16 protein-coding genes and 3 pseudogenes are annotated in these 19,432 nt (G+C 67.6%); 7 read left to right on the top strand and 12 right to left on the bottom strand.

Translation table 11 applies throughout. The features are described from left to right. Window positions 1–145: 145 nt before the first annotated feature. Window positions 146–949 carry an undecaprenyl-diphosphate phosphatase gene (locus AB6A65_RS13325; protein WP_371038878.1) on the top strand — a complete coding sequence of 268 codons (804 nt, stop codon included), beginning with the start codon at window positions 146–148 and terminating at the stop codon, window positions 947–949. A 12-nt stretch (window positions 950–961) separates the two neighbouring features. Here AB6A65_RS13325 and dnaN read toward each other — a convergent pair whose 3' ends face one another. From dnaN to mutM, 5 genes and pseudogenes are all read right to left on the bottom strand, one after another. After that, window positions 962–2,077, bottom strand: coding sequence for a DNA polymerase III subunit beta (gene dnaN, locus AB6A65_RS13320; protein ID WP_371038877.1), 1,116 nt, complete (start codon window positions 2,075–2,077; stop codon window positions 962–964). Window positions 2,078–2,229: 152 nt separating this feature from the next. Beyond that, window positions 2,230–3,600, bottom strand: a complete 1,371-nt coding sequence (gene dnaA, locus AB6A65_RS13315; RefSeq protein ID WP_371038876.1) for a chromosomal replication initiator protein DnaA — start codon at window positions 3,598–3,600, stop codon at window positions 2,230–2,232. A gap of 510 nt (window positions 3,601–4,110) precedes the next feature. Continuing rightward, entirely contained in the window at window positions 4,111–4,374 is a 264-nt protein-coding gene (rpsT, locus tag AB6A65_RS13310) for a 30S ribosomal protein S20 (RefSeq protein WP_371038875.1), read from the bottom strand. 83 nt (window positions 4,375–4,457) lie between these two features. Next, window positions 4,458–5,233: pseudogene (locus AB6A65_RS13305) on the bottom strand (enoyl-CoA hydratase). A 62-nt stretch (window positions 5,234–5,295) separates the two neighbouring features. Further along, window positions 5,296–6,147, bottom strand: a complete 852-nt coding sequence (gene mutM, locus AB6A65_RS13300; protein ID WP_371038874.1) for a bifunctional DNA-formamidopyrimidine glycosylase/DNA-(apurinic or apyrimidinic site) lyase — start codon at window positions 6,145–6,147, stop codon at window positions 5,296–5,298. Between the two features lie 85 nt (window positions 6,148–6,232). Here mutM and ubiE point away from each other — a divergent pair, with 85 nt between their 5' ends. Both ubiE and ubiB read left to right on the top strand, forming a co-directional pair. Beyond that, on the top strand, window positions 6,233–6,997 hold the full coding sequence (ubiE, locus tag AB6A65_RS13295) for a bifunctional demethylmenaquinone methyltransferase/2-methoxy-6-polyprenyl-1,4-benzoquinol methylase UbiE (protein ID WP_371038873.1): 765 nt from the start codon (window positions 6,233–6,235) through the stop codon (window positions 6,995–6,997). Between the two features lie 3 nt (window positions 6,998–7,000). Next, complete coding sequence (ubiB, locus tag AB6A65_RS13290; RefSeq protein WP_371038872.1) at window positions 7,001–8,533, top strand: 2-polyprenylphenol 6-hydroxylase; 1,533 nt, start codon at window positions 7,001–7,003, stop codon at window positions 8,531–8,533. Between the two features lie 437 nt (window positions 8,534–8,970). Here ubiB and AB6A65_RS13285 read toward each other — a convergent pair whose 3' ends face one another. Further along, a complete protein-coding gene (locus AB6A65_RS13285) occupies window positions 8,971–9,633 on the bottom strand; it encodes a flagellar hook capping FlgD N-terminal domain-containing protein (protein ID WP_371038871.1) in 663 nt (220 codons plus the stop codon). Between the two features lie 22 nt (window positions 9,634–9,655). Then, a complete protein-coding gene (locus AB6A65_RS13280; protein WP_371038870.1) occupies window positions 9,656–10,882 on the bottom strand; it encodes a flagellar hook-length control protein FliK in 1,227 nt (408 codons plus the stop codon). 278 nt (window positions 10,883–11,160) lie between these two features. Between AB6A65_RS13280 and AB6A65_RS13275 the strand changes: the two genes are divergently transcribed. The 3 genes and pseudogenes from AB6A65_RS13275 to AB6A65_RS13265 form a co-directional block, all read left to right on the top strand. Further along, window positions 11,161–11,484 (top strand): rod-binding protein, encoded by a 324-nt coding sequence (locus tag AB6A65_RS13275; protein WP_371038869.1) that lies wholly within the window; start codon window positions 11,161–11,163, stop codon window positions 11,482–11,484. Continuing rightward, window positions 11,441–11,788 (top strand): flagellar biosynthesis protein FlgN, encoded by a 348-nt coding sequence (locus AB6A65_RS13270; RefSeq protein WP_371038868.1) that lies wholly within the window; start codon window positions 11,441–11,443, stop codon window positions 11,786–11,788. The genes AB6A65_RS13275 and AB6A65_RS13270 overlap by 44 nt, the downstream gene beginning before the upstream one ends. 223 nt (window positions 11,789–12,011) lie before the next feature. Continuing rightward, a pseudogene (locus AB6A65_RS13265) lies at window positions 12,012–12,149 on the top strand (flagellin); the annotation flags it as partial. On the opposite strand, the pseudogene AB6A65_RS13260 reads toward AB6A65_RS13265, so the two are convergent. From AB6A65_RS13260 to AB6A65_RS13245, 4 genes and pseudogenes are all read right to left on the bottom strand, one after another. Further along, window positions 12,113–13,408, bottom strand: a pseudogene (locus tag AB6A65_RS13260) (flagellar hook protein FlgE); the annotation flags it as partial. The pseudogenes AB6A65_RS13265 and AB6A65_RS13260 sit on opposite strands and share 37 nt — an antisense overlap. A gap of 77 nt (window positions 13,409–13,485) precedes the next feature. Then, window positions 13,486–14,361, bottom strand: a complete 876-nt coding sequence (locus AB6A65_RS13255) for a flagellar motor protein MotB (protein WP_371038867.1) — start codon at window positions 14,359–14,361, stop codon at window positions 13,486–13,488. 348 nt (window positions 14,362–14,709) lie between these two features. Next, the gene (locus tag AB6A65_RS13250; RefSeq protein ID WP_371038866.1) at window positions 14,710–16,632 is read right to left on the bottom strand and encodes a polysaccharide biosynthesis protein; all 1,923 of its coding nucleotides are present in this window, start codon (window positions 16,630–16,632) and stop codon (window positions 14,710–14,712) included. Window positions 16,633–16,800: 168 nt separating this feature from the next. Further along, window positions 16,801–17,523 (bottom strand): sugar transferase, encoded by a 723-nt coding sequence (locus AB6A65_RS13245; protein WP_371038865.1) that lies wholly within the window; start codon window positions 17,521–17,523, stop codon window positions 16,801–16,803. Between the two features lie 86 nt (window positions 17,524–17,609). Here AB6A65_RS13245 and AB6A65_RS13240 point away from each other — a divergent pair, with 86 nt between their 5' ends. Beyond that, a complete protein-coding gene (locus tag AB6A65_RS13240) occupies window positions 17,610–18,728 on the top strand; it encodes a polysaccharide biosynthesis/export family protein (protein WP_371038864.1) in 1,119 nt (372 codons plus the stop codon). Between the two features lie 75 nt (window positions 18,729–18,803). Here AB6A65_RS13240 and AB6A65_RS13235 read toward each other — a convergent pair whose 3' ends face one another. Continuing rightward, complete coding sequence (locus AB6A65_RS13235) at window positions 18,804–19,229, bottom strand: cytochrome c family protein (RefSeq protein ID WP_371038863.1); 426 nt, start codon at window positions 19,227–19,229, stop codon at window positions 18,804–18,806. Window positions 19,230–19,432: the final 203 nt, after the last annotated feature.

The following is a 19,432-nucleotide window of genomic DNA, read 5'->3' as shown; positions in this document are numbered from 1 at the left end:
CGCTTATTCAGGCGACATGACCCGCAAAACGGTCCTGAGCGCTGCATTGCGGAAAATTTATGTATCGAACCGGACCCAAATGGACTCTTTCCTTTGCGGCAGCATCACTTATACCGGCCGCAGCATCGCCAAGCCGGACATGCCCATGACCCTGTTCCACCTCTTCATCCTGGCGGTCACGCAAGGCGTCACGGAATTCCTGCCGATTTCCTCTTCGGGTCACCTGATTCTCCTGCCCGCGCTGGCGGGCATCGAAGACCAGGGCCAGGTCGTGGACGTCGCCGTGCATGTCGGCACGCTGGGCGCGGTGATCGTCTATTTCTGGGCCGATGTCCGCGAGGCGCTGGCCGGAATCGGCCGGCTCGTTCGGGGTCGCGCCGACACGCCCGGCGCGCGGCTCGCGCTCCTGCTGCTGGCGGCGACGATCCCGGTCGTGGTGGCGGGCCTCGCCCTCAAGCTCACCGGGCTCGACGACGCCATGCGCTCGGTCGCCGTCATCGGCTGGACGATGCTCGGGTTTGGCGTGGTCCTCTGGGTGGCGGACCGCTTCGGGCCCGCCCGGCTGGAGGCCGCGGACTGGTCCATGCGTCATGCCTGGATCCTCGGGCTCTGGCAGGCGGTGGCGCTCATCCCCGGCACCTCGCGCTCGGGCATCTGTATCACCGGGGCCCGCTTCCTCGGCTATTCGCGCCACGGCGCGGCCAAGATCGCCATGCTCATGTCGATTCCCACCATCGCCGCCTCGGGTGCGCTGCTGGCCGCCGAGGTCGTCGCCACGGCCGACACCGAGGCCGCCCGGAACGGTGCGATCGCAGCGGGCTTCGCCTTCGTCTCGGCGCTGGCGGCGCTGGCGCTGATGATGCGGCTGCTGCGGTCCGTGAGCTTCACGCCCTACGTGATCTACCGCGTGGCGCTCGGTATCGGGCTTCTGGCCTGGGCCTATTCCTGACCCCGGCGCGGGTCAGACCCGCATCGGCATCACGACGTAGATCGCGGAACTGTCGTCGCCCTCGCGCATCAGCGTCGGGTCGCCGGAAGAGTTGAACATGAACACCGCGTTCTCGCGGTCCACCTGGCTCGCGATCTCGAGCAGATACTTGGCGTTGAACCCGATCTCCAGGCGTTCGTCGCCGTAGGCGACCGACAGTTCCTCTTCCGCCGCACCGCTGTCGGGGGCATTCACGGACAGCACCAGCCGGTCCTCGTCGAGCTGCAGCTTGACCGCGCGCGAGCGCTCCGAGCTGACCGTGGCCACCCGGTCCACGGCCTGCGCGAACTCCGCGGCGTCGACCTCCAGCCGCCGGGTGTTTCCCTGGGGAATGACGCGGGCATAGTCCGGGAAGGTTCCGTCGATCACCTTCGAGGTCAGCGTGATGTCGGGCGTCGCGAAACGGACCTGCGTCTCGGAGACCGAGACCGCGATCTCGGCGTCGTCGTCCAGCAGCTTGCGCAGCTCGCCCCCCGTCTTGCGCGGCACGATCACGCCGGGCGTCTCCTCGGCGCCGTCGGGCAGGGGCGCGTCGATCCGGGCCAGCCGGTGACCGTCGGTCGCTACGCAGCGCAGCACCGGGCCGTCCTCGCCCTCGGCCACATGCATGTAGACGCCGTTCAGGTAATAGCGCGTCTCTTCGGTGGAGATCGCGAACTTGGACTTGTCGAAGAGGCGGCGGAGCACCGGAGCGGGCGCGGCGAAATTCGCCGTGTATTCCGACGAGGCCATCACCGGGAAATCCTCTTTCGGCAGGGTGGCGAGCGAGAAGCGCGACCGCCCCGCTTCCACCTCCAGCCGGCCGGACGCGCCGTCGTCGCTCAGCGTGACAAGCGCGCCGTCGGGCAGCTTGCGGACGATTTCATGCAGGGTGACGGCGCTCACGGTCGTCGCGCCGGGCCGCTGCACCTGCGCCGCGGCACGGTCCACGACCTCTATGTCGAGGTCGGTGGCGCGGAATTTCGCCTCGTCGCCCTCGGCCTCGATCAGCACGTTGCCGAGAATGGGAATGGTGTTGCGCCGCTCCACCACGGACTGCGCCTGGGAGACGGCCTTGAGAAGCGTGCCGCGCTCGATGCTGATCTTCATGCCCCATCCCTCCGCTCGACCGGGAAGGAAACGCTAGCCATTTCCCGTTCCGGCTCAAGTGCTTTGTGGGGTTCTCCGCCGGATCGAACGACCCGTCAAGGTCGCGGCCCGCGATTGCGCGCGGGCCGTGCCGGAAAAACCAAGGACCGGTCTCATGCCTCGAGCGACCGGCGCAGGATCTCGAGATCCTCCGAGATCTGCGGGTCGGAGGACTTGAGTTCCTCGATGCGGCGCACGCCGTGCATCACCGTCGTGTGGTCGCGCCCGCCGAAGCGGCGTCCGATGTCCGGCAGCGACCGGCTGGTGAGCTGCTTGGACAGATACATCGCCACCTGGCGCGGCCGCGCGTAATTGCGCACACGCTTGGGCCCGAGCAGGTCGCTCAGGCGGATGTGGTAATGTTCCGACACCTTGCGCTGGATCTCCTCGATGGTGATCTTCCGCTCGGAGACCCGCAGCACGTCCGCGAGGCTGTCCTGGGTGAGTTCCATGTCGATCGGCCGCCCGACGAGCGAGGCCACCGCGAAGAGGCGGGTCAGCGCCCCCTCGAGAACGCGGACATTGGTCGAGATCCGCAGCGCCAGGAACTCCAGCACGCCGGGCTCGATCTGAAGGCCGGGATACTGGCTGCGCTGCCGTTCCACCTTGGACTGCAGGATGCCGAGGCGCAGTTCGTAATCCGTCGGGTGCAGGTCCACCACGAGGCCGCATTGCAGGCGGCTCTTGATGCGCTCCTCGAGATCCTTGATCTCGCCCGGCGCACGGTCGGCCGAGATGATGATCTGCTTGTTCTGATCGACGAGGGCGTTGAACGTGTGGAAGAATTCCTCCTGCGTGCTGTCCTTGCCGGCGATGAACTGCACGTCGTCCACCATCAGCACGTCGACCGAGCGGAAAATGGACTTGAAGTCCATCATCTTGCGATCGCGCAACGCCTGGATGAAGCGATACATGAACTGTTCGGCCGACAGGTAGAGCACGTTGAGATGCGATTGGCGCTCCTGCAACTCCCAGGCGATCGCGTGCATCAGATGCGTCTTGCCGAGCCCGACGCCGCCGTAAAGGAACAGCGGGTTGAAGGTGACGGGGCCGCCCTCGGCGACGCGGCGCGCGGCGGCATGGGCGAGCTCGTTGGGTTTGCCGACGACGAAGGTCTCGAAACGGAACCGCTCGTCGAGCGGCGCGCCGGGAAGCGTGTCGCTGCGGCCGGAGGTTTCGGGCGCGGCCGCCGCGGCCGCCGCGTCGCGGGGGCCGTTCGAGGGCGCGGCCGACCGCTCTGGAGAGGGCGCCACGGTGAAATGCACGCGCCTGACATCGGCGCCGGCGGTCGCGATCTGGTGAAGCAGCACGTCGCCGAAATTCTGCGACACGTAGTTGCCAAGGAAATTCGTCGGCACCTTGAAGGTCGCGACCCCGTCAGAGACGCCGGCGAACTCGAGCGGCTTGATCCAGTTGTGGTAGTTGTTCCTGCCTACCGTCCTCTCGAGTGTTGCCTGTAGCTGTCCCCATTGATCCCGCGTCATTTTTCTCTCTTCCCGCAGCGACTTCATTCCGGACCTCCAAACCGCGCAGACGGTTCAACTCGAACCCCGAAACCCGACGACCCCGCGACCGGACTCCGCCCGGCCAACCCACCAGCCCGGCGATGCCGGGCATTCAGGCGCAACTGGAACGCTCCCCCTCGCGGGCCGAAACGCACGACCGCGGAGTGGGCGCCGATTGCGCCGTTCATCTTGTGTCGGACTGGCGCGTGAGGCGTCCCCGATGCCCCACGGTCACGGCGATCCTGGCTCTACGGATCGCTCGGCCACACAGGTGGAAACGATCCACGTGTGCGGTGTGACGCCTGTCCCCCCAAGGCGATGACTCGCAGACCGGACGTTAGCAACTGCGCTTGCAGAGCGGCAACGAAACTTGTCGCTTGACTCGGATCCGCGGGCAAAAGAATCCGGTTCCGCCTCATGCGGCGGCTGCACAACGAAACGGGCCCGGCGATGTGCCGGGCCCGTAAACTTTACCGCCTGGAAAAGGGGTTAGCCGATCGCTTTCACACGGGCGGACAGGCGCGACATCTTCCGGGCAGCGGTGTTCTTGTGCAACACGCCCTTCGTCACGCCGCGCATCAGTTGCGGCTGGGCGGCGCGCAGCGCGGCGGCCGCGGCATCCTTGTCGCCCGCGGCGATGGCTTCCTCGACCTTGCGCAGGAAGGTGCGGATGCGCGACCGGCGCGCCTTGTTCACGGCGTAGCGACGCTCGTTCTGAAGGGCGCGCTTCTTGGCCTGAGGCGTGTTTGCCATTGTCTTTTCGTCCCATTCGTCTGGGGTGGAATGTCTGAAGCCGCGCTCTTAGACGCGAGTCGCGGGCAAGTCAACCGCCCGGCTCAGCGGTCGCGGAACTGCGCCTCGCGCTTCTCCAGGAAGGCGGTCATGCCCTCCTTCTGGTCTTCGGTGGAGAAGAGCGCGTGGAAGAGGCGCCGCTCGAAGCGCAGCCCCTCGGCGAGCGTGGTTTCCTCGGCCCGGTTCACCGCCTCCTTGACCGCCATCGCGGTCAGGATCGACTTTTCCGCGATCTTGTCGGCGATGCCACGCACCTCTTCCATCAGGCTCTTGGCGGGCACCACGCGGCTGACGAGGCCCGCGCGCTCCGCCTCCTCGGCGTCCATAAGCGTCCCGTCAGGTGCATGTCCATGGATTTCGACTTGCCGACCGCCCGGGTCAGGCGCTGGGTTCCGCCGAGACCGGCCACCACGCCCAGGTTGATCTCGGGCTGGCCGAACTTCGCCGTGTCGGCGGCAACGATGAAATCGCACATCATCGCAAGCTCGCACCCCCCGCCCAGCGCGTAGCCGGCCACGGCGGCGATGACGGGCTTGCGAACCCGGGTCACCGCGTCGTGCTCCGGGGCGAAGTAGTCCGACATGTACATGTCGACGAAGCTCTTCTCCGACATCTCCCGGATGTCGGCGCCCGCCGCGAAGGCCTTGGAGGAGCCGGTCAGGATGATGCAGCGCACCTTGTCGTTGGCGTCGGCCTCGGCAAGCGCGCGGGACAGTTCGCCCAGCATGTGCGCGTTCAGCGCGTTCAGCGCGTCGGGGCGGTTGAGCTTGATCGTGGCGACGTGGTCTTCGGTCTCGACGATGATCGTCTCATAAGCCATGCAGCCGGCTCCGTTCGTTTCGGTCAGATGCCTGCCTTAGCATTCTGGCACGTCCATTCAAGCTATCTTTGGCAAGAGACGCAGTAGAACGAAGAGCGGCCCGACTGCACCTTGCGGCGCACCGTTCCGGTGCAGCCGGGCCGCCGGCAGGGCGCGCCCTCCCGGCCATAGACGTCGAAGGCGTGCTGGAAATACCCGAGTTCGCCGTCCGCGCGGCGATAGTCGCGCAGGCTGGAGCCACCGGCCTCGATCGCGTCGGCGAGCACCGCCCGGATCGCCGGCACGAGCGCCGCGGCGCGCCGCGGGGCCAGGCGCCCGGCCTTGCGCAGGGGCGAGACGCCGGCGCGAAAGAGCGCCTCGCAGACATAGATGTTGCCGAGCCCCGCGACGAGCCTCTGGTCGAGAAGCGCCGCCTTCACGGGCGTGTTCCGCCCGGCGAGGCGCGCCACCAGATAGTCCTCGTCGAACCCGTTGCCGAGCGGCTCGGGTCCCAGCCCTGCAAGCAGGCGGTGCGTTTGCAGCCGTTCCGTCGCCACCAGGTCCATCACGCCGAAACGCCTCGGGTCGTTGAAGGTGACGCGGGCGCCCCCCTCGAGGTCGATCACCACGTGATCGTGCTTCTCCGGTGCGGGATGGTCGTGCACGAAGCGTCCCAGCGCATCGCCGGAGACGAGCAGGCGACCCGACATCCCGAGATGGATGATCCAGGTCTCGCCCGTGTCGAGATCGGCGAGCAGGTACTTCGACCGCCGCCCGAGGCGCAGGACCCGCGCCCCGGCCAGCCGCCCGGCCATGCGCTCGGGCAACGGCCAGCGCAGATCGGGCCGGTTGACCGCTGCGCGCAGGATCCGCGCGCCCTCCATCACGGGCGAAAGGCCGCGACGAACCGTCTCGACTTCGGGCAATTCCGGCATGCGCGCTCCTTCCCGCGGCCGGCGCGGATTGCAGCGCCCCGCAAGCGCCCTATAAGAAGGCTCTGCACGGCAGACGGCAAGGCTCATGAGCGACGACGCGACAGACGCCCGCAGGGGCACGACGCATTTCGGGTACGAAACCGTGCCCGAGACCGAAAAGGCGGGACGCGTCAAGGGCGTGTTCACCTCGGTGGCCAGCCGCTACGACGTGATGAACGACCTGATGTCGGCGGGTGTTCACAGGCTCTGGAAGGACGCGATGATGGACTGGCTGGCACCCCGGCCCGGCCAGCGGCTTCTCGACGTGGCCGGAGGCACCGGCGACATCGCCTTCCGCTTCCTTCGCCGCGCCGGCGCGGGGCACGCCACCGTGCTCGACCTGACCGAATCCATGCTCGTCGCGGGGCGCAAGCGCGCCGAGGCCGAGCGCATGGCGGATAAGCTCGCCTGGATCGTGGGCGACGCGATGGCGCTGCCGTTTCCGGACGCAAGCTTCGATGTCTACACGATCAGCTTCGGCATCCGGAACGTCACGCGGCCCGAGGCCGCCCTCGCCGAGGCGTTCCGCGTGCTCCGGCCGGGCGGCCGCCTCATGGTGCTCGAGTTCTCGCAGATCCCGACGCCGGCCCTGCAATGGGCCTATGACCGCTATTCCTTCAACGTGATCCCCGCCATGGGACAGGTCGTGGCGCAGGACCGCGCGAGCTACCAGTATCTGGTGGAATCGATCCGCCGTTTCCCCGACCAGGAGACGTTTCTCGGCATGATCCGCGACGCGGGCTTCGAGCAGGCCCGCTACCGCAACCTGACCATGGGCGTCGCCGCGCTCCACTCCGGCTGGAAGCTCTGACCCTTGCGAGGACCGCACAACATCTGGCGGCTGATCCGCACCGGCGCCACGCTGGAACGCACCGGCGCGATGCGCGTGGTGCTCGACGCCTTCGACGCGCCGCCCTCGCTGCGGGCCGCCGCGCGGGCGCTGGGCTGGCCGTTCAAATGGCTGGGATACAAGGGCGATCCCGCCATGCCGCCCGCCACACGTGCGCTCACCGCGCTGGGCCCGGCCTACATCAAGTTCGGGCAGGTCCTCTCGACCCGGCCGGACGTGGTGGGCGACGAGCTCGCCGACCAGCTGCGCGTTCTTCAGGACAAGCTTCCGCCCTTCCCGATCGAGGTGGCCAAGGCGACGCTCGCCCGCGAGCTCGGCGTCGATCCCGATGGCGTATTCATGGACTTCAGCCCGCCCGTCGCCGCGGCCTCCATCGCGCAGGTCCACAAGGCACGGCTGGCCGTCAACGGCGAGGCGGTAGCCGTCAAGGTGCTGCGTCCCCGGATCGAGAGCGCGTTTCGCAGGGACATCGACGCCTTCTACCTCGCCGCGCGGATGATCGAGATCCTCTCGCCGTCCTCGCGCCGGCTTCGGCCGATGGACGTGATCGCCCATTTCGAGGGCGTGGTGAAAGGCGAGCTCGACCTGCGCCTGGAAAGCTCCGCCGCGTCCGAGTTCACCGACAACACGCGCGGCGACAAGGGTTTCCGCACGCCCAAGGTGGTCTGGCCGCTTTCGGCCAAGCGCGTGATGACGCTTGGCTGGGCCGAAGGCATTCCGATGGGCGACAACGCCGCGCTCGACGCGGCGGGACATGACCGAAAGGCGCTTTCGGAACGCGTGTTGCAGCTTTTCCTGCGCCACGCGCTGCGCGACGGCTACTTCCACGGCGACATGCACCAGGGCAATCTCAAGGTCGCGCCGAACGGCGATATCATCGCCTATGATTTCGGGATCATGGGGCAGATCGACGAATACACGCGCCGCGTCTATGCCGAGATCCTCTTCGGTTTCATCCGACGCGACTACAAGCGCGTCGCGGAGGGCCATTTCGAGGCCGGCTACGTTCCCGCGGACCGCGACGTGGACGAGTTCGCCAGGGCGCTGCGCTCGGTCGGCGAGCCGATCTTCGGGATGGATGCCACCCGGATCTCCATGGGCCGGCTGCTGAATTACCTCTTCGAGGTGACGGAGCGCTTCGGCATGGAAACCCGGACCGAACTGCTGCTTCTGCAGCGCACGATGGTGGTGGTGGAAGGTGTCGCACGCTCGCTCAATCCGCAGATGAACATCTGGGAGGTCGCGCAGCCGGTGGTCGAGGATTACATCAAGAACAGCATCGGACCGCGCGCCGTGGCATCGGATCTCGCGCGGACGGCGAAGGTTCTGACACGCTTCGGTCCACGCCTGCCCGGTCTCGTGGAGGCGGCGCTGATCCGGCAGGCCAGCCCGCCGCCCCCCCGGCCACGCGCGCCCTGGATCCGGCCCGCGCTTTGGGCCGCCTTCGGAGGCGCCCTGGGCGCAAGCCTGGCAGTGGGTGCCGGATCGCTTTTCTGAGGGCGCCGTCGTGTTTGGTCGGCCGGAGTCTTGCGCCAGGTGACCTGCCGGGGCCGTCCGATGAGCCGCCGCGGTCACCTCCCGGGAAGGTGCTGCGTCCGGCATCGTGGCCAGCCGACACCGCGAGGCGAATGAGGAAGTTCGCCCCAGGCGACCGAAGCGGCGCCGAGACTTCGCGCAAGCGGCCCTTCGCCGGAAAAGGGATCGACGTCCCGTTCCGGAGTCGAGACCCGCGCGGCGTGGACCGCCGCAGCTGGACTCGCGCCCACGCGCGAGGCGGCGGAGATCGGAAGCGATGCCCTGTCTCGCCACACTCAAGGGATCGCGCCGCGTCCTTCATCGCCGCTCCAATCATCCGCTGCGTTCGGTTCCGCATGTCGGGCAGGCGATCATCCAGCATCGGGAGCCGCCGGGTCATGCCCTCCGTCCCATCGGCGTTACCGCGATTCTCGCAGGGCGAGGACGTCCCCCGCCGGCACCTCTTCGCCACTGGCCAGACCGATGACCGGCGCGCCCTGCGGCCCGACCCGCACCTCGCGTACCGTCTGGAAGGCCGGAAGCGGGCGGCTGTCGGCCCCCGGGCCAGCGCTCGCGCTCTCCAGGGTGAAACTGTAGCGGCCGTGCGGCAGCGGCACACCGGCCGGGCCGACACCAGCCCATTCCACCGTTTCCGCGTCCGCCGGCACCGGCTGACTCAGAACCGCGCGGCCTTCGGCGTCACGCACCACGAGCGCGGTGTCCTCGGCCGCGCGACTTGGTTCCAGTCGCAGCGTCACCGGCGCGCCATCGAACGTTACCGGCGCGGTGGTCAGCACCTCACGACCCACCCAGTTGGCGAACTCGGCAAGCGGCGTCTGCATCTGGGCCAGAAGATCATTGGTGAGTACCTGCTGCTCCACGGTCGAGAAGGTGGCGAGCTGCACCGCGAAATCGGTGCTTTCGATCGGGTTCAGGGGGTCCTGGTTCTGCATCTGCACCGTCAGCATGCGCAGGAAGGTCTCGAAATCCGAGGACAGCGCACCGCGGCCGGCCTCCGTACGGGCCGTGGCACGGTCCGGTCCGGCGGCGAAGGCGGGCGGAGGAACAGGGCTGGTCTGCATGGGACATCTCCGTGATGGGTGATCAGAGCCTGAGGTCCAGCCCGGCGAGAACGCCGCGCCGGGGTGCCTCCTGCGTGGCGGGCGGGGCCATCTCCTCGGCCGGGGATGCGCCGGACGCACCGGCGATGTCCTCCGGCCTGCGGGGGGGTGCGCCGGTATCCTGCCCGAAGGCGAAGGAGGTCGACCCGTAGCCCATCGCACGGAATTCCTGCGCGAGCTGGTCGGCGTGTCGGCGCATGAGGTCCAGCGTTTCGGGACGTTCGGCCTGTATCAGCACCGCGATCCCCGCATCCGACGGTGCGAAGCTGAGGCGCACCCGCCCGAGTTCGGGGGGGTTGAGCGACACTTCCACAGAGCCCGGAACCGGCGCCGCGGAGAGCGCCTCGGCCAACTGGCGAAGCACGGCGGCGGCCTCCGCGCGCGGGGGCGCGGCCTGGCCGGACGGGTGCGGCGCAGCGGTCCTCACGTCGAGGCCGGAAAGGGGCGCCGTGCCGCGATCGGCCATTTCCTCCGCGGCGACGTGCCCGACCACCTGCAGCGACGAATGTCCGCCAGGGGGTGGTGGCGCGGGGACGGCACCGGGCGGGACGACGGGCGCGGCCGGTGCGTTGGACACAGCCATCCCCCGGCCCGGTTCCGTCGCGGATGGCGCGGACATCGGGTCGGTATGTGTGAGACGGGACGCGCGCAGCTCCTGCGGCGCGGTCATGCCGGGGTGCCTTTGCGGAGCCTCCGCCGCCGCGTCCGCCTGCAGCCCGCTTCGCTGCGGCGCAGCTTCTTCCCGCTGCCCGGTCAGCGCGCGCGGGTTGGTCGGATCGTTTCGTCCGGACCCGGGCGGCAGCCCGTCCATCCTTGGGTCGGCGGCGGTCGCGGCGAAACCTTCGGGTCTTGCCTTCGCCGGCCCGTCGGCGGCCGGGCGCGGGGCGTCGGGCGAAACCGGCCCGGCGTCGGCCGCCATCGCGGCCATTCCATCCCGCTGTTCTCCGGGTACAGACCCGGCCCCGACGGCCGCGGGGCCTTCCTGCATGACGCCGCCGCGCGCATCCTCGGACATTTCCACCACCGGCGGTCCGGGTACGGATGGCGCCGCGGACGGGTCCTCCGCGTCCTCGACGGGCACGGGCGCAACGTCGGCAAGCTGGCCTTCGGAGGTGCCCTGCTCTTCTTCCGTATCCTCGCCCCGCGCGGGCGCATTCCCCGCCGACCCGTCGGCGGATCGCGCCGCCCCCGGCCAGCCTTCCGCGTCCATGCGCCGAAGGATTTCCGCAAACGCCCCCCTGCCTGCGGTCGCCTTTCCGCCAGGGGCGACCGGGTGCTCGCCTCCGCCCTCGGTTTCCGGGCGACCCGCCCGCGGGCCCGCGCCCTGCGGTGCGGCCGATGGCGACTCGGGCAAGGTCGAATTCATCGGTATCATCGGAAGCTCCCCGGCGCGTTCTGCGTGAGCCTCACATTCCGCCACGCGGGTTACCGCTTCTTTACCGCGCGGGCGTCATAGTCGGCAAAACCCGCGCAATTGGAGTGACCGCCATGATCCCGTCCGCCCCCGCGCCCGCCACGCCGTCCCCGCGCCCCGACCCGGTCGCAAGGGATCATCCCGCGCGCGAGGCCGCCGTCGCGCTCGAGACCGCGTTCCTGTCGCAGATGCTCAAGAGCGCCGGGGTCGGGCGCACGCCCGATGCGTTCGGGGGCGGCGCGGGCGAGACGCAATTCGCCTCCTTCCTGCGCGACATGCAGGCCCGCGCCATGGCAGAGGCGGGCGGCATCGGGCTGGCCGAACACATCTTCCACGCGCTGGCGGCGCGCGGCGATGACGCCTGCCCCCGCCGTGACCGCCCTGGAGGCGTTGCTTGAAGAAGAGCGCCAGGCGCTGCTGGCGGGCGACATCGGCCGCTTCGCCGCCCTTGCCGACCGCAAGGAGGCGCTCGCCGGCCGCCTTCAGGGGCAGGACGCCGATCCCGCCACGCTTGCCGCCCTGCGCAGCCGGCTGGAACGCAACGCCGCCCTGCTCGATGCCGCGCTTGCCGGGATACGGTCCGTGGCCGAACGCCTCGCCGCGATGCGCGAGGTGCGCGAGGCGCTCGCGACCTACGACCCTCGGGGCCAGCGGCGCAACATCCGGCAGGCCGCCGCGCCCCGCCTCGAGAAGCGGAGCTGACGCCGGCAGGAAAACGCACACAGTTTTCCTCAAATCCGCCGTAGCGGGCCGGGACGGCTTCACGCTCCGTTAGGACACCACCCCCCACCATCAAGACCGCATCCGCAAGGGTGGCGCGGCCGCAAGTTCGGGCCGCACCCGTCAGAACGACTTTGTGACGCCCGGCATCTCCGGGCCCCTGCAACAGGCGCAAAGCGCCGAACCGGAAAGACAAGGAAACCCCATGTCCAGCATCCTGACCAACAACAGCGCCATGGTCGCGCTGCAGACCCTCAAGGCCGTGAACAACAACCTCGCGAAGACGCAGGGCGAGATCTCCACCGGCAAGTCCGTGGCCTCGGCCAGCGACAACGCGACGGTCTGAATCACCTTGGCGTTCGAGGAATATGCGCGCTGGGTCTTGATCATGTCGGTCAGTTCCCCGGCCACGTCGGTCGCGGATTCCTCCTGTGCGAAGGCGACTACGCTGCCGGTGGGGCCGTCGCCGGCATCCCACAAGAAGAACGGACCGCTTTTCGGCGAGGGCACGAAGGTCTGCTGGTCCAATCCGGTCATGCCGTTCGGGTTCGGCATGTCGACGAGCGGTATCTGGAAGATGCGCCGCGTCACCCCGGTGTCGAACACGGCGAGAACGAAACCGTTCTCATCCACCTCCACCGCTGTCATGTTGCCCACCGCCGAGCCATCCTTGGAAATCGAGAGCGGCGCGAACTTGTCGGAGAGCTGGGTCAGTCCGCCCCGGCTTCCGGGCTGGCCGATATTGATCTCTATGGGTCCGCCATCGACATCGACGATCACGGATCCCGTGGCCGCATCGTAAGCGCCACCCGCGAAAGTCGTCACGCCCGCCAGCGTTCCACCTGCGGTCCGGCTGTCGTTGAAGGCGAGGACATAGTCGCCAACGACAGCGCCGCCGGAGGCCGAGTCGCGCAGAACCATGCGCCACTCGTTTGAATACCCGGCGCCGGGCACGGTCGGGGTGAACGTGATGTCGACATTGGCCGAAATGCCAAGATTGTCGATATACTCCACCGAAAGCGTTTCGGGCGTCACCGTCGCGCCCGCTGCGGTCGCGGTCGCCGGCAGGTTGATTCCAAGGGACATCTGGGTGGTGGGCTGACCCGAGAGGGCATTGGCGTCGATACGCACGGGGCGCAGCGAGTCGGCCGTGTCGCGCGGAACGGCCGGCATGGTGCCGTCGGGCAGGGCCGGCCAGCCCAGGAGCGCAAGACCCGCCTGGGTGACGAGGTAACCGTCGGCATCGGTCCGGAAGGACCCGGTGGTCGTGAGCAGCATCTGGGGATTCCCGTTGCCCACCTGCACCTCGTTGGCGCGGGCCACGGGCAGGAAGCCGCGCCCCCGCACGGCCAGATCGGTCGGGTTCGAGGTGTTCACGAGCGCCCCGCTCTGATCCACGAGTCGCCGGCTGAGCGAGCGAACACCGCCTGCGGCGTAGCCCCCGCCACCCGTCGTCGAGATCACCATGGACTGGAAGTCGGTCTGCACACGCTTGTAGCCGTAGGTGCCGGCGTGGGCGATGTTGTCGGAAATTCCGGCAAGGCGGCTCGCGTTCGCGCCCAGCGCCGCAACGCCTGAATTGAGTGCCGAGGATATCGTCATGTCGGGGGCCCTTCTGTTGCGTCGGCGACGTTGCCCGGCCCGAAACTAGGACCAACGCCTTAAGGCGCCGCTAACGGCTAAAAAGCGCCGGATCTGACACGGCCTGTGCGCAGGAAAACGATTTCCAGCCTGTCGTTGCGCACCGACATCGGCTGTTCCGGCAAGGCAGGTGCGCGATCGGCGTGGCCCGTGACCCGGCGGACACGCGCTGGCGCGATTCCCCCCTCCTCCAGCAAAGTCCGCAGAGCGGCGGCCCGCCGGGCGGAAAGATCCCAGGCCGGATTCCGGGCCATCACGATGGGGCTGGCGCGCACGTGAGCTTCGACCGCGGCCTGATTCGTCACCATTCCCGAGAGGCGTCCGATCACGCCCGCCAACGCCTCGAGCAGTGGGGTCGGCGCCGCATCCCCTTCGAAAAGCGGGGCGCCCGGCCGCGCGAAGATTTCCACGACGAGGCCCTCGTCCGTCACTCGGGTGACCACGTGCTGGCGCAGCAGGTCGTCGGCATGGCTTTCGCCGGAGTTTCCGCGCAATGCGGCGTCCAGACGCGCGAGCGCCTCTGCCTCGGCTGCCGCATCGCCGCTTTCCTTCGGGCCTGCCGTTCCCGGCACGCGATCGCCCCGGGCGCGGTTCTCCTCGGTCGGTGCGCGCGACGCCGCGCCCGTGCCGATGCGCGGCACGATCTCTTCCGCGAAAACGCTCTCGCCGCCGAGGGGCCCGCTGCCGCCGCCCGATTGCCGCACGATCGGTATGGTCGGATCGAAATAGTCCGCAAGACCCTTGCGTTGCTTCTCTGTCGTCGCGTTCAGCAGCCACATCAGCATGAAGAAGGCCATCATGGCGGTCACGAAATCGGCATAGGCGACCTTCCACGCGCCGCCGTGATGCCCATCGGACCGCACCACCTTCTTACGCTTGACGATGACTGGCGCGACATTGCTGCCGGACGCCATGCTCACCACCTTTCTCACCCCGGGGAACGCGGTAGCACGCGCCGGATTGCGCATTTCTTAACAAGCGCAATTCGCGACAGTCTTGCCGGGCAAGGTCCTCCTCGCGTGTTCCGAAACTCGGGCGCACGGCATGGCGGAGCCTGATGGCCTAGGGCTCGCCTGCAACTCTCGGGCTCGAGCAATGGCTACGTATCGGGTGACTCGCATGCGCGACATGTCACGCGCCGAACTCATGCAGTTTGTCAGATATCTTGATGGCGCGCGCGCACTATCCGCCGAAAACCGGGGTTGACCATGTCGTGGTCGACACCGCCAGGCGGCCTCGAGGCGCCCGCCGGCTTGCCACGCTCAACGGTGAGGCGACACGGGCAACGCTGACGGCCCGAGAGAGGAGGCGAGCCCGGCCGTCCCCGTGCCGCGCGGCGGTACTCCGCGATCACCCACCCAGCGCATGGCGGCGTCATGCGCTGCTTTTGCATCCTGCGCCTCTACCGCGGCGCGGATGTCACGAAGCGCGTTCGCCATCTCGAGTTCGGAGACGTGGCCTTCCTGGGTGCGCAATATCTTCGGATGCGGCGTTGTCAGCATCTCGGACCCGGTCAGCAACTCTTCGTGCATCTTTTCACCGGGACGCAGGCCGGTGAACCTTATCTCGACGTCGCCATGCGGGGTCTCTGCATCGCGCACGGTGTAGCCTGCGCCCTCTATCATCTGGCGCGCGACCTGCAGGATCGAGACCGGTGCGCCCATGTCGAGCGCGAAGAGATCGCCACCACGCGAGAGCGCGCCGGCCAGCAAGACAAGGTGCACCGCCTCGGACACCGTCATGAAGTAGCGGGTGACGTCGCGATGGGTCACCGTCACCGGTCCTCCACGGGCGATCTGCTCCTCGAAGAGCGGGATGACCGACCCGGAAGAGCCGATGACATTGCCGAAGCGGACCATGGAGAACCGCGTGGTCGTGGAGCGGGTGGCGAGATCCTGCACGATCATCTCGGCCAGACGCTTGGACGCGCCGAGCACCGAGGCAGGCCGGACGGCCTTGTCCGAAGAGATCAGTATGAACCGGCCCACCCCGGCGTCGCGGGCGGCATCCGCGACGACCTTCGTCCCCAGCACATTCGTGCGCAGTCCTTCGACCGCGTTCTCTTCCACCATGCCAAGATGCTTGTAGGCCGCGGCATGCAGTACGACATCGGTTTCCGTCTCGCACAGCACGCGATCCACCAGCGCGCGTACGCACACCGATCCGAGCACCGCCAAGATCTCGGTGTCCGTGTCCAGCTCCGAAAGCTCGCGCTCCAGGTTGAAGAGCGGCAGTTCGGCGTGATCGAGAAGAACGAGGCGACGTGGACGGTAGGAGAGGATCTGGCGGCAGAGCTCGGACCCGATCGATCCGCCGGCGCCTGTGACGAGGATGCTGCGGTCCCGGTAGGCCTCCGCCATTCCGGGAACCTTGGGCTCCATCCCGCCGCGGCCGAGAAGGCCGTAAAGCTGTGCCTCCGTCAGCTTCGATCCGCCTGGGCGGCCGAGGACAAGCTGCGCGAAGGATGGCAGCGTATGCACCTCGCAGCCAAGCCGTCGTACCAGGCGCGTGATGCGCGCCCGCGTTGCCGGAGAAGCGGAGGGCATGGCGATGATCACGCTGTCGATCCGACGTTCCCGCACGAGTTCGGGGAGGCGGATCGGCGAATGCACCTTCAGGTCGGCGATGGTCAGAGATTGCAGCGTCGGATTGTCGTCGAGGAACGCCACCGGCAGCAGCGCGTCGTCCATGGCGAGCGCCGCGGCCAGCTGCTGGCCCGTCTTGCCGGCGCCGTAGATCAGCACACGCTTGCGCAGCTGCCCCGTCCGGTAGATCCAGAGCGTCATCTCTCGCAACAGCAGACGCGCCGACCCTGAGAGGATCACGAACGTCATCGTGAATATCACGAAGACCGATGCCGGCATCGTCCCGCCGGAAACCACGTTGACCGCGACGCCCGTCATGCCCATCGCGGCGCCGACGCCCGCCGTACCGAGGACGCGCTGCAACTCGTAGGCGTTGAGCTTCACCCTGTGCAGACCCAGATGCAGCGAGAGCGCGACGCCAAGGGCGACCATCACCGCCAGCACCGGCAGTGCGGCCGGAGGCCTGGCCGCCTCCGGCAGCCCGGAGTGCGCCAGAGCAAGAGCTAGAAAGTAGGCAGCGACAATAGATGAGGCATCGAGCGCGAGAAGAATCAGCCCTTTTTGCGATCGACTCAGCGACGAGACCATCAGGTAGAGCATGAACTGACCCTCAAGACTAATTATTTCAATGCACTACCCGAAAACCACTATGTGGCGACCATATCATCCGGTCATGCGCTGAAAGTGAAACAAATACTCGTAAACAAAGTTTAAATATATCTCCGGCACATGCGGAACTCCAATATTCCTGCGCCTCGGCGGCGGCATTCAGCCAGTGGACGCCCGCTTCGTGGGCGGTCGCCTCCGTCCGGGGCTTGGCGGAAGTGACCGGCGAATCGTCGCGAACATCAGCCAGAAATCGTAACACAATCCTTGGTGTTCCGCGTAGAGACGATCGAGACGCGCCTTTCTCGGGACACAGCGCCGCCCGTAAACGGCATCCGTTTCCGCCGGGCTCTCGCACGCCTGCAAGAGCCGTTCCTCGGTCGGAAGAAAGACGAGTGTCGCCAGACCCGTGATCCCCGGCTTCACCCGAAGCACCTCGGCGTAAAGCTCGGGAAAACTCTCCACGTAAAGGCGAAGCGGGGGGCGCGGGCCCACGAAACTCATGTCGCCACGGAACACGTTCCACAACTGCGGCAGTTCGTCGAGCCTCATGCGCCGAAGCAGTCTGCCCGTGGGCGTTATGCGGAAGACCTTGTGGCCCCCGGAAACGCCGCTGTCGTCGGGTACCGGCCGCATCGTGCGGAACTTCCAGAGCAGGAACGGGCGTTCCGGTGCTCGCATCCGTTCCGATCTGTAAAGGACGGGCCCGCCATCTCGCCACCAGACAAGCAGGGCCACGACAAGGATGAGCGGGGAGAGAAGCACCGCAAGCGTGAGTGACCCGAGAACATCGACCGTGCGTTTCAGCGGGTATCCCCGATAGCGCCAAGTCGGGTTGCGGAGTTGCAACAATCTCGGCGCAAGCTTCTCGTGGAACAATGGCATCTTTTGCGCTGCCTGTCTTAGCCTTACCGTATTACGGCCCGCCAATCATCATGTCGAGAGTTGGTCAGGGGCCAGGAGATCGGCTTGTGAAATCGTTCCCGCGCATTTCCATCGCAATCCTGGTATCTTTCGGGCTCTCGGCGTGCAGCCTTCCCCGCGGTGCCGCGCTGCAATCCGAGGTCACCCGCGAACGTGTTTCCGGGAGCCCCAGCTTTCAGGTCGTGGCGGTCAGCCGCGCCAATGCCGAGGCACTCAACCGTTGGCCGACAACGGGGTGGCGCGGCGGCTATCACTGGCCTCAGGCATCCGGCGCGCCGTCCTCCACGATCATCCGCGCCGGGGACCGCGTCACCCTCGTGATCTGGGACAGCCAGGACGTGTCGCTTCTGACGGGCGCCGACGAAAAGCGTATCGATCTGAACGGGATAGAGGTCGCGCCCGACGGAACGATCTTCGTTCCCTACGTGGACGATGTGGTGATCAACGGACTTACCCCGAACGAGGCGCGTGAACGCATCCAGACCGAGATGGAGCGCATCGTGCCCTCGGCGCAGGTCCAGCTTTCCGTGGAGCAGGGCTCTTCCAACTCCATCGACCTGGTGAGCGGCGTGGCGACGCCGGGCAGGATCCCGCTTCCGGGCCGCGATTACACCATCCTCAGCGCGATCGCAGAGGGCGGCGGCATAAGTTCCGATCTGCGCAATCCTCTCGTGCGCCTCATCCGGGGCGGCAACACCTACGAAATCCGCGCCGACCAGCTCTTCGCCGAGGCGAGCCGGAACGCGACCCTGCGCGGCGGCGACAAGGTCGTCGTGGAAGAAGACCGGCGCAGCTTTACCGCGCTCGGCGCCGCGGGCACCGAGAACATCATCTATTTCCCCAAGGACGAGGTGAGCGCCCTCGAGGCGGTGACCCTGATGGGCGGGATTTCCGACGCGCGTGCCGACCCCAAGGGCGTCCTTATCCTGCGCGATTACGAGCGCTGGCAGGTTTCACCCGCCCATGCGGGGCCGACCCACGAGCAGGTCGTTTTCAGCTTCGACCTGACGAGCGCGGACGGCCTCTTTGCCGCGCGCGGGTTCCGGGTCAATCCCGGAGATACGGTTCTCGCGACGGAATCGCCCGTGACGCGCGTCACCACGATCTTCTCGCTGATCGGGACCGCGCTCGGCGTCGCCGGCGCAGCGGAGGGGCTGGCAAACTGAGCCGGAAACGCGCGTGAGGCCGGGAAACGGGAAGGGCGCCCGAGGGCGCCCTTCGCAACAAACCGAAGGCGTCGATTACTCGCTGCTGACGCTCACGAGATAGGCGTAGACGTCTTCCATGCCGGTGTTCAGACGGAACGCCATCTTGGAACGCACGCCGCTGTCGTCGGTGTAATCGCGCAGGAAACCCTGCGGATCCTGGACGTAGGCCACGAAGCTTTCCTCGGTCCACTCGAGGCCCATCTCGGCGGCCTTCTGGATGCCGTCGCCGTAGCGGAAATCCTCTACTTCGGCGGCGGGGCCCCCCATCACGCCGTAGAGGTTCGGCCCGACGGGCCCGCCCCGCACGATCTGCTCGCCGGAATCGTCCACGATCATGTGGCAGGCCTTGCAGCGGTTGAACAGGCTTTCCCCGGCTTCCGGGTCGCCGCTGAACTCCTGCGCGACCACCGGCGTGGCGAGGCAGGCTGCGAGAAGCGCAGTCATCGTTCTGGCTGTCATTGCTGTCTCCATGGTTTTGTCCTGATGAGACAGTTTAGCCCTGTGCCAGACATGTCAACACGGCGCTTGCAAGTTGCATAGAACCTGACCCCGAGGATGTGCGGGCAGAGCTGTCGCCCCGGCACGTGCGGCGCACGCACGAGGCCCGGGCGGCACCGGGACCGGCAAGGTCGACGTTTCACGCAACGCCGCCCTTGCGTCTG

The sequence above is a fragment of the Rhodosalinus sp. FB01 genome (assembly GCF_041365715.1).
In the GTDB taxonomy this organism is placed as follows: domain Bacteria; phylum Pseudomonadota; class Alphaproteobacteria; order Rhodobacterales; family Rhodobacteraceae; genus Rhodosalinus.
The sequence above is the reverse complement of the archived record's forward strand: the minus strand, read 5'-3'. Positions and strand labels throughout refer to the sequence as shown.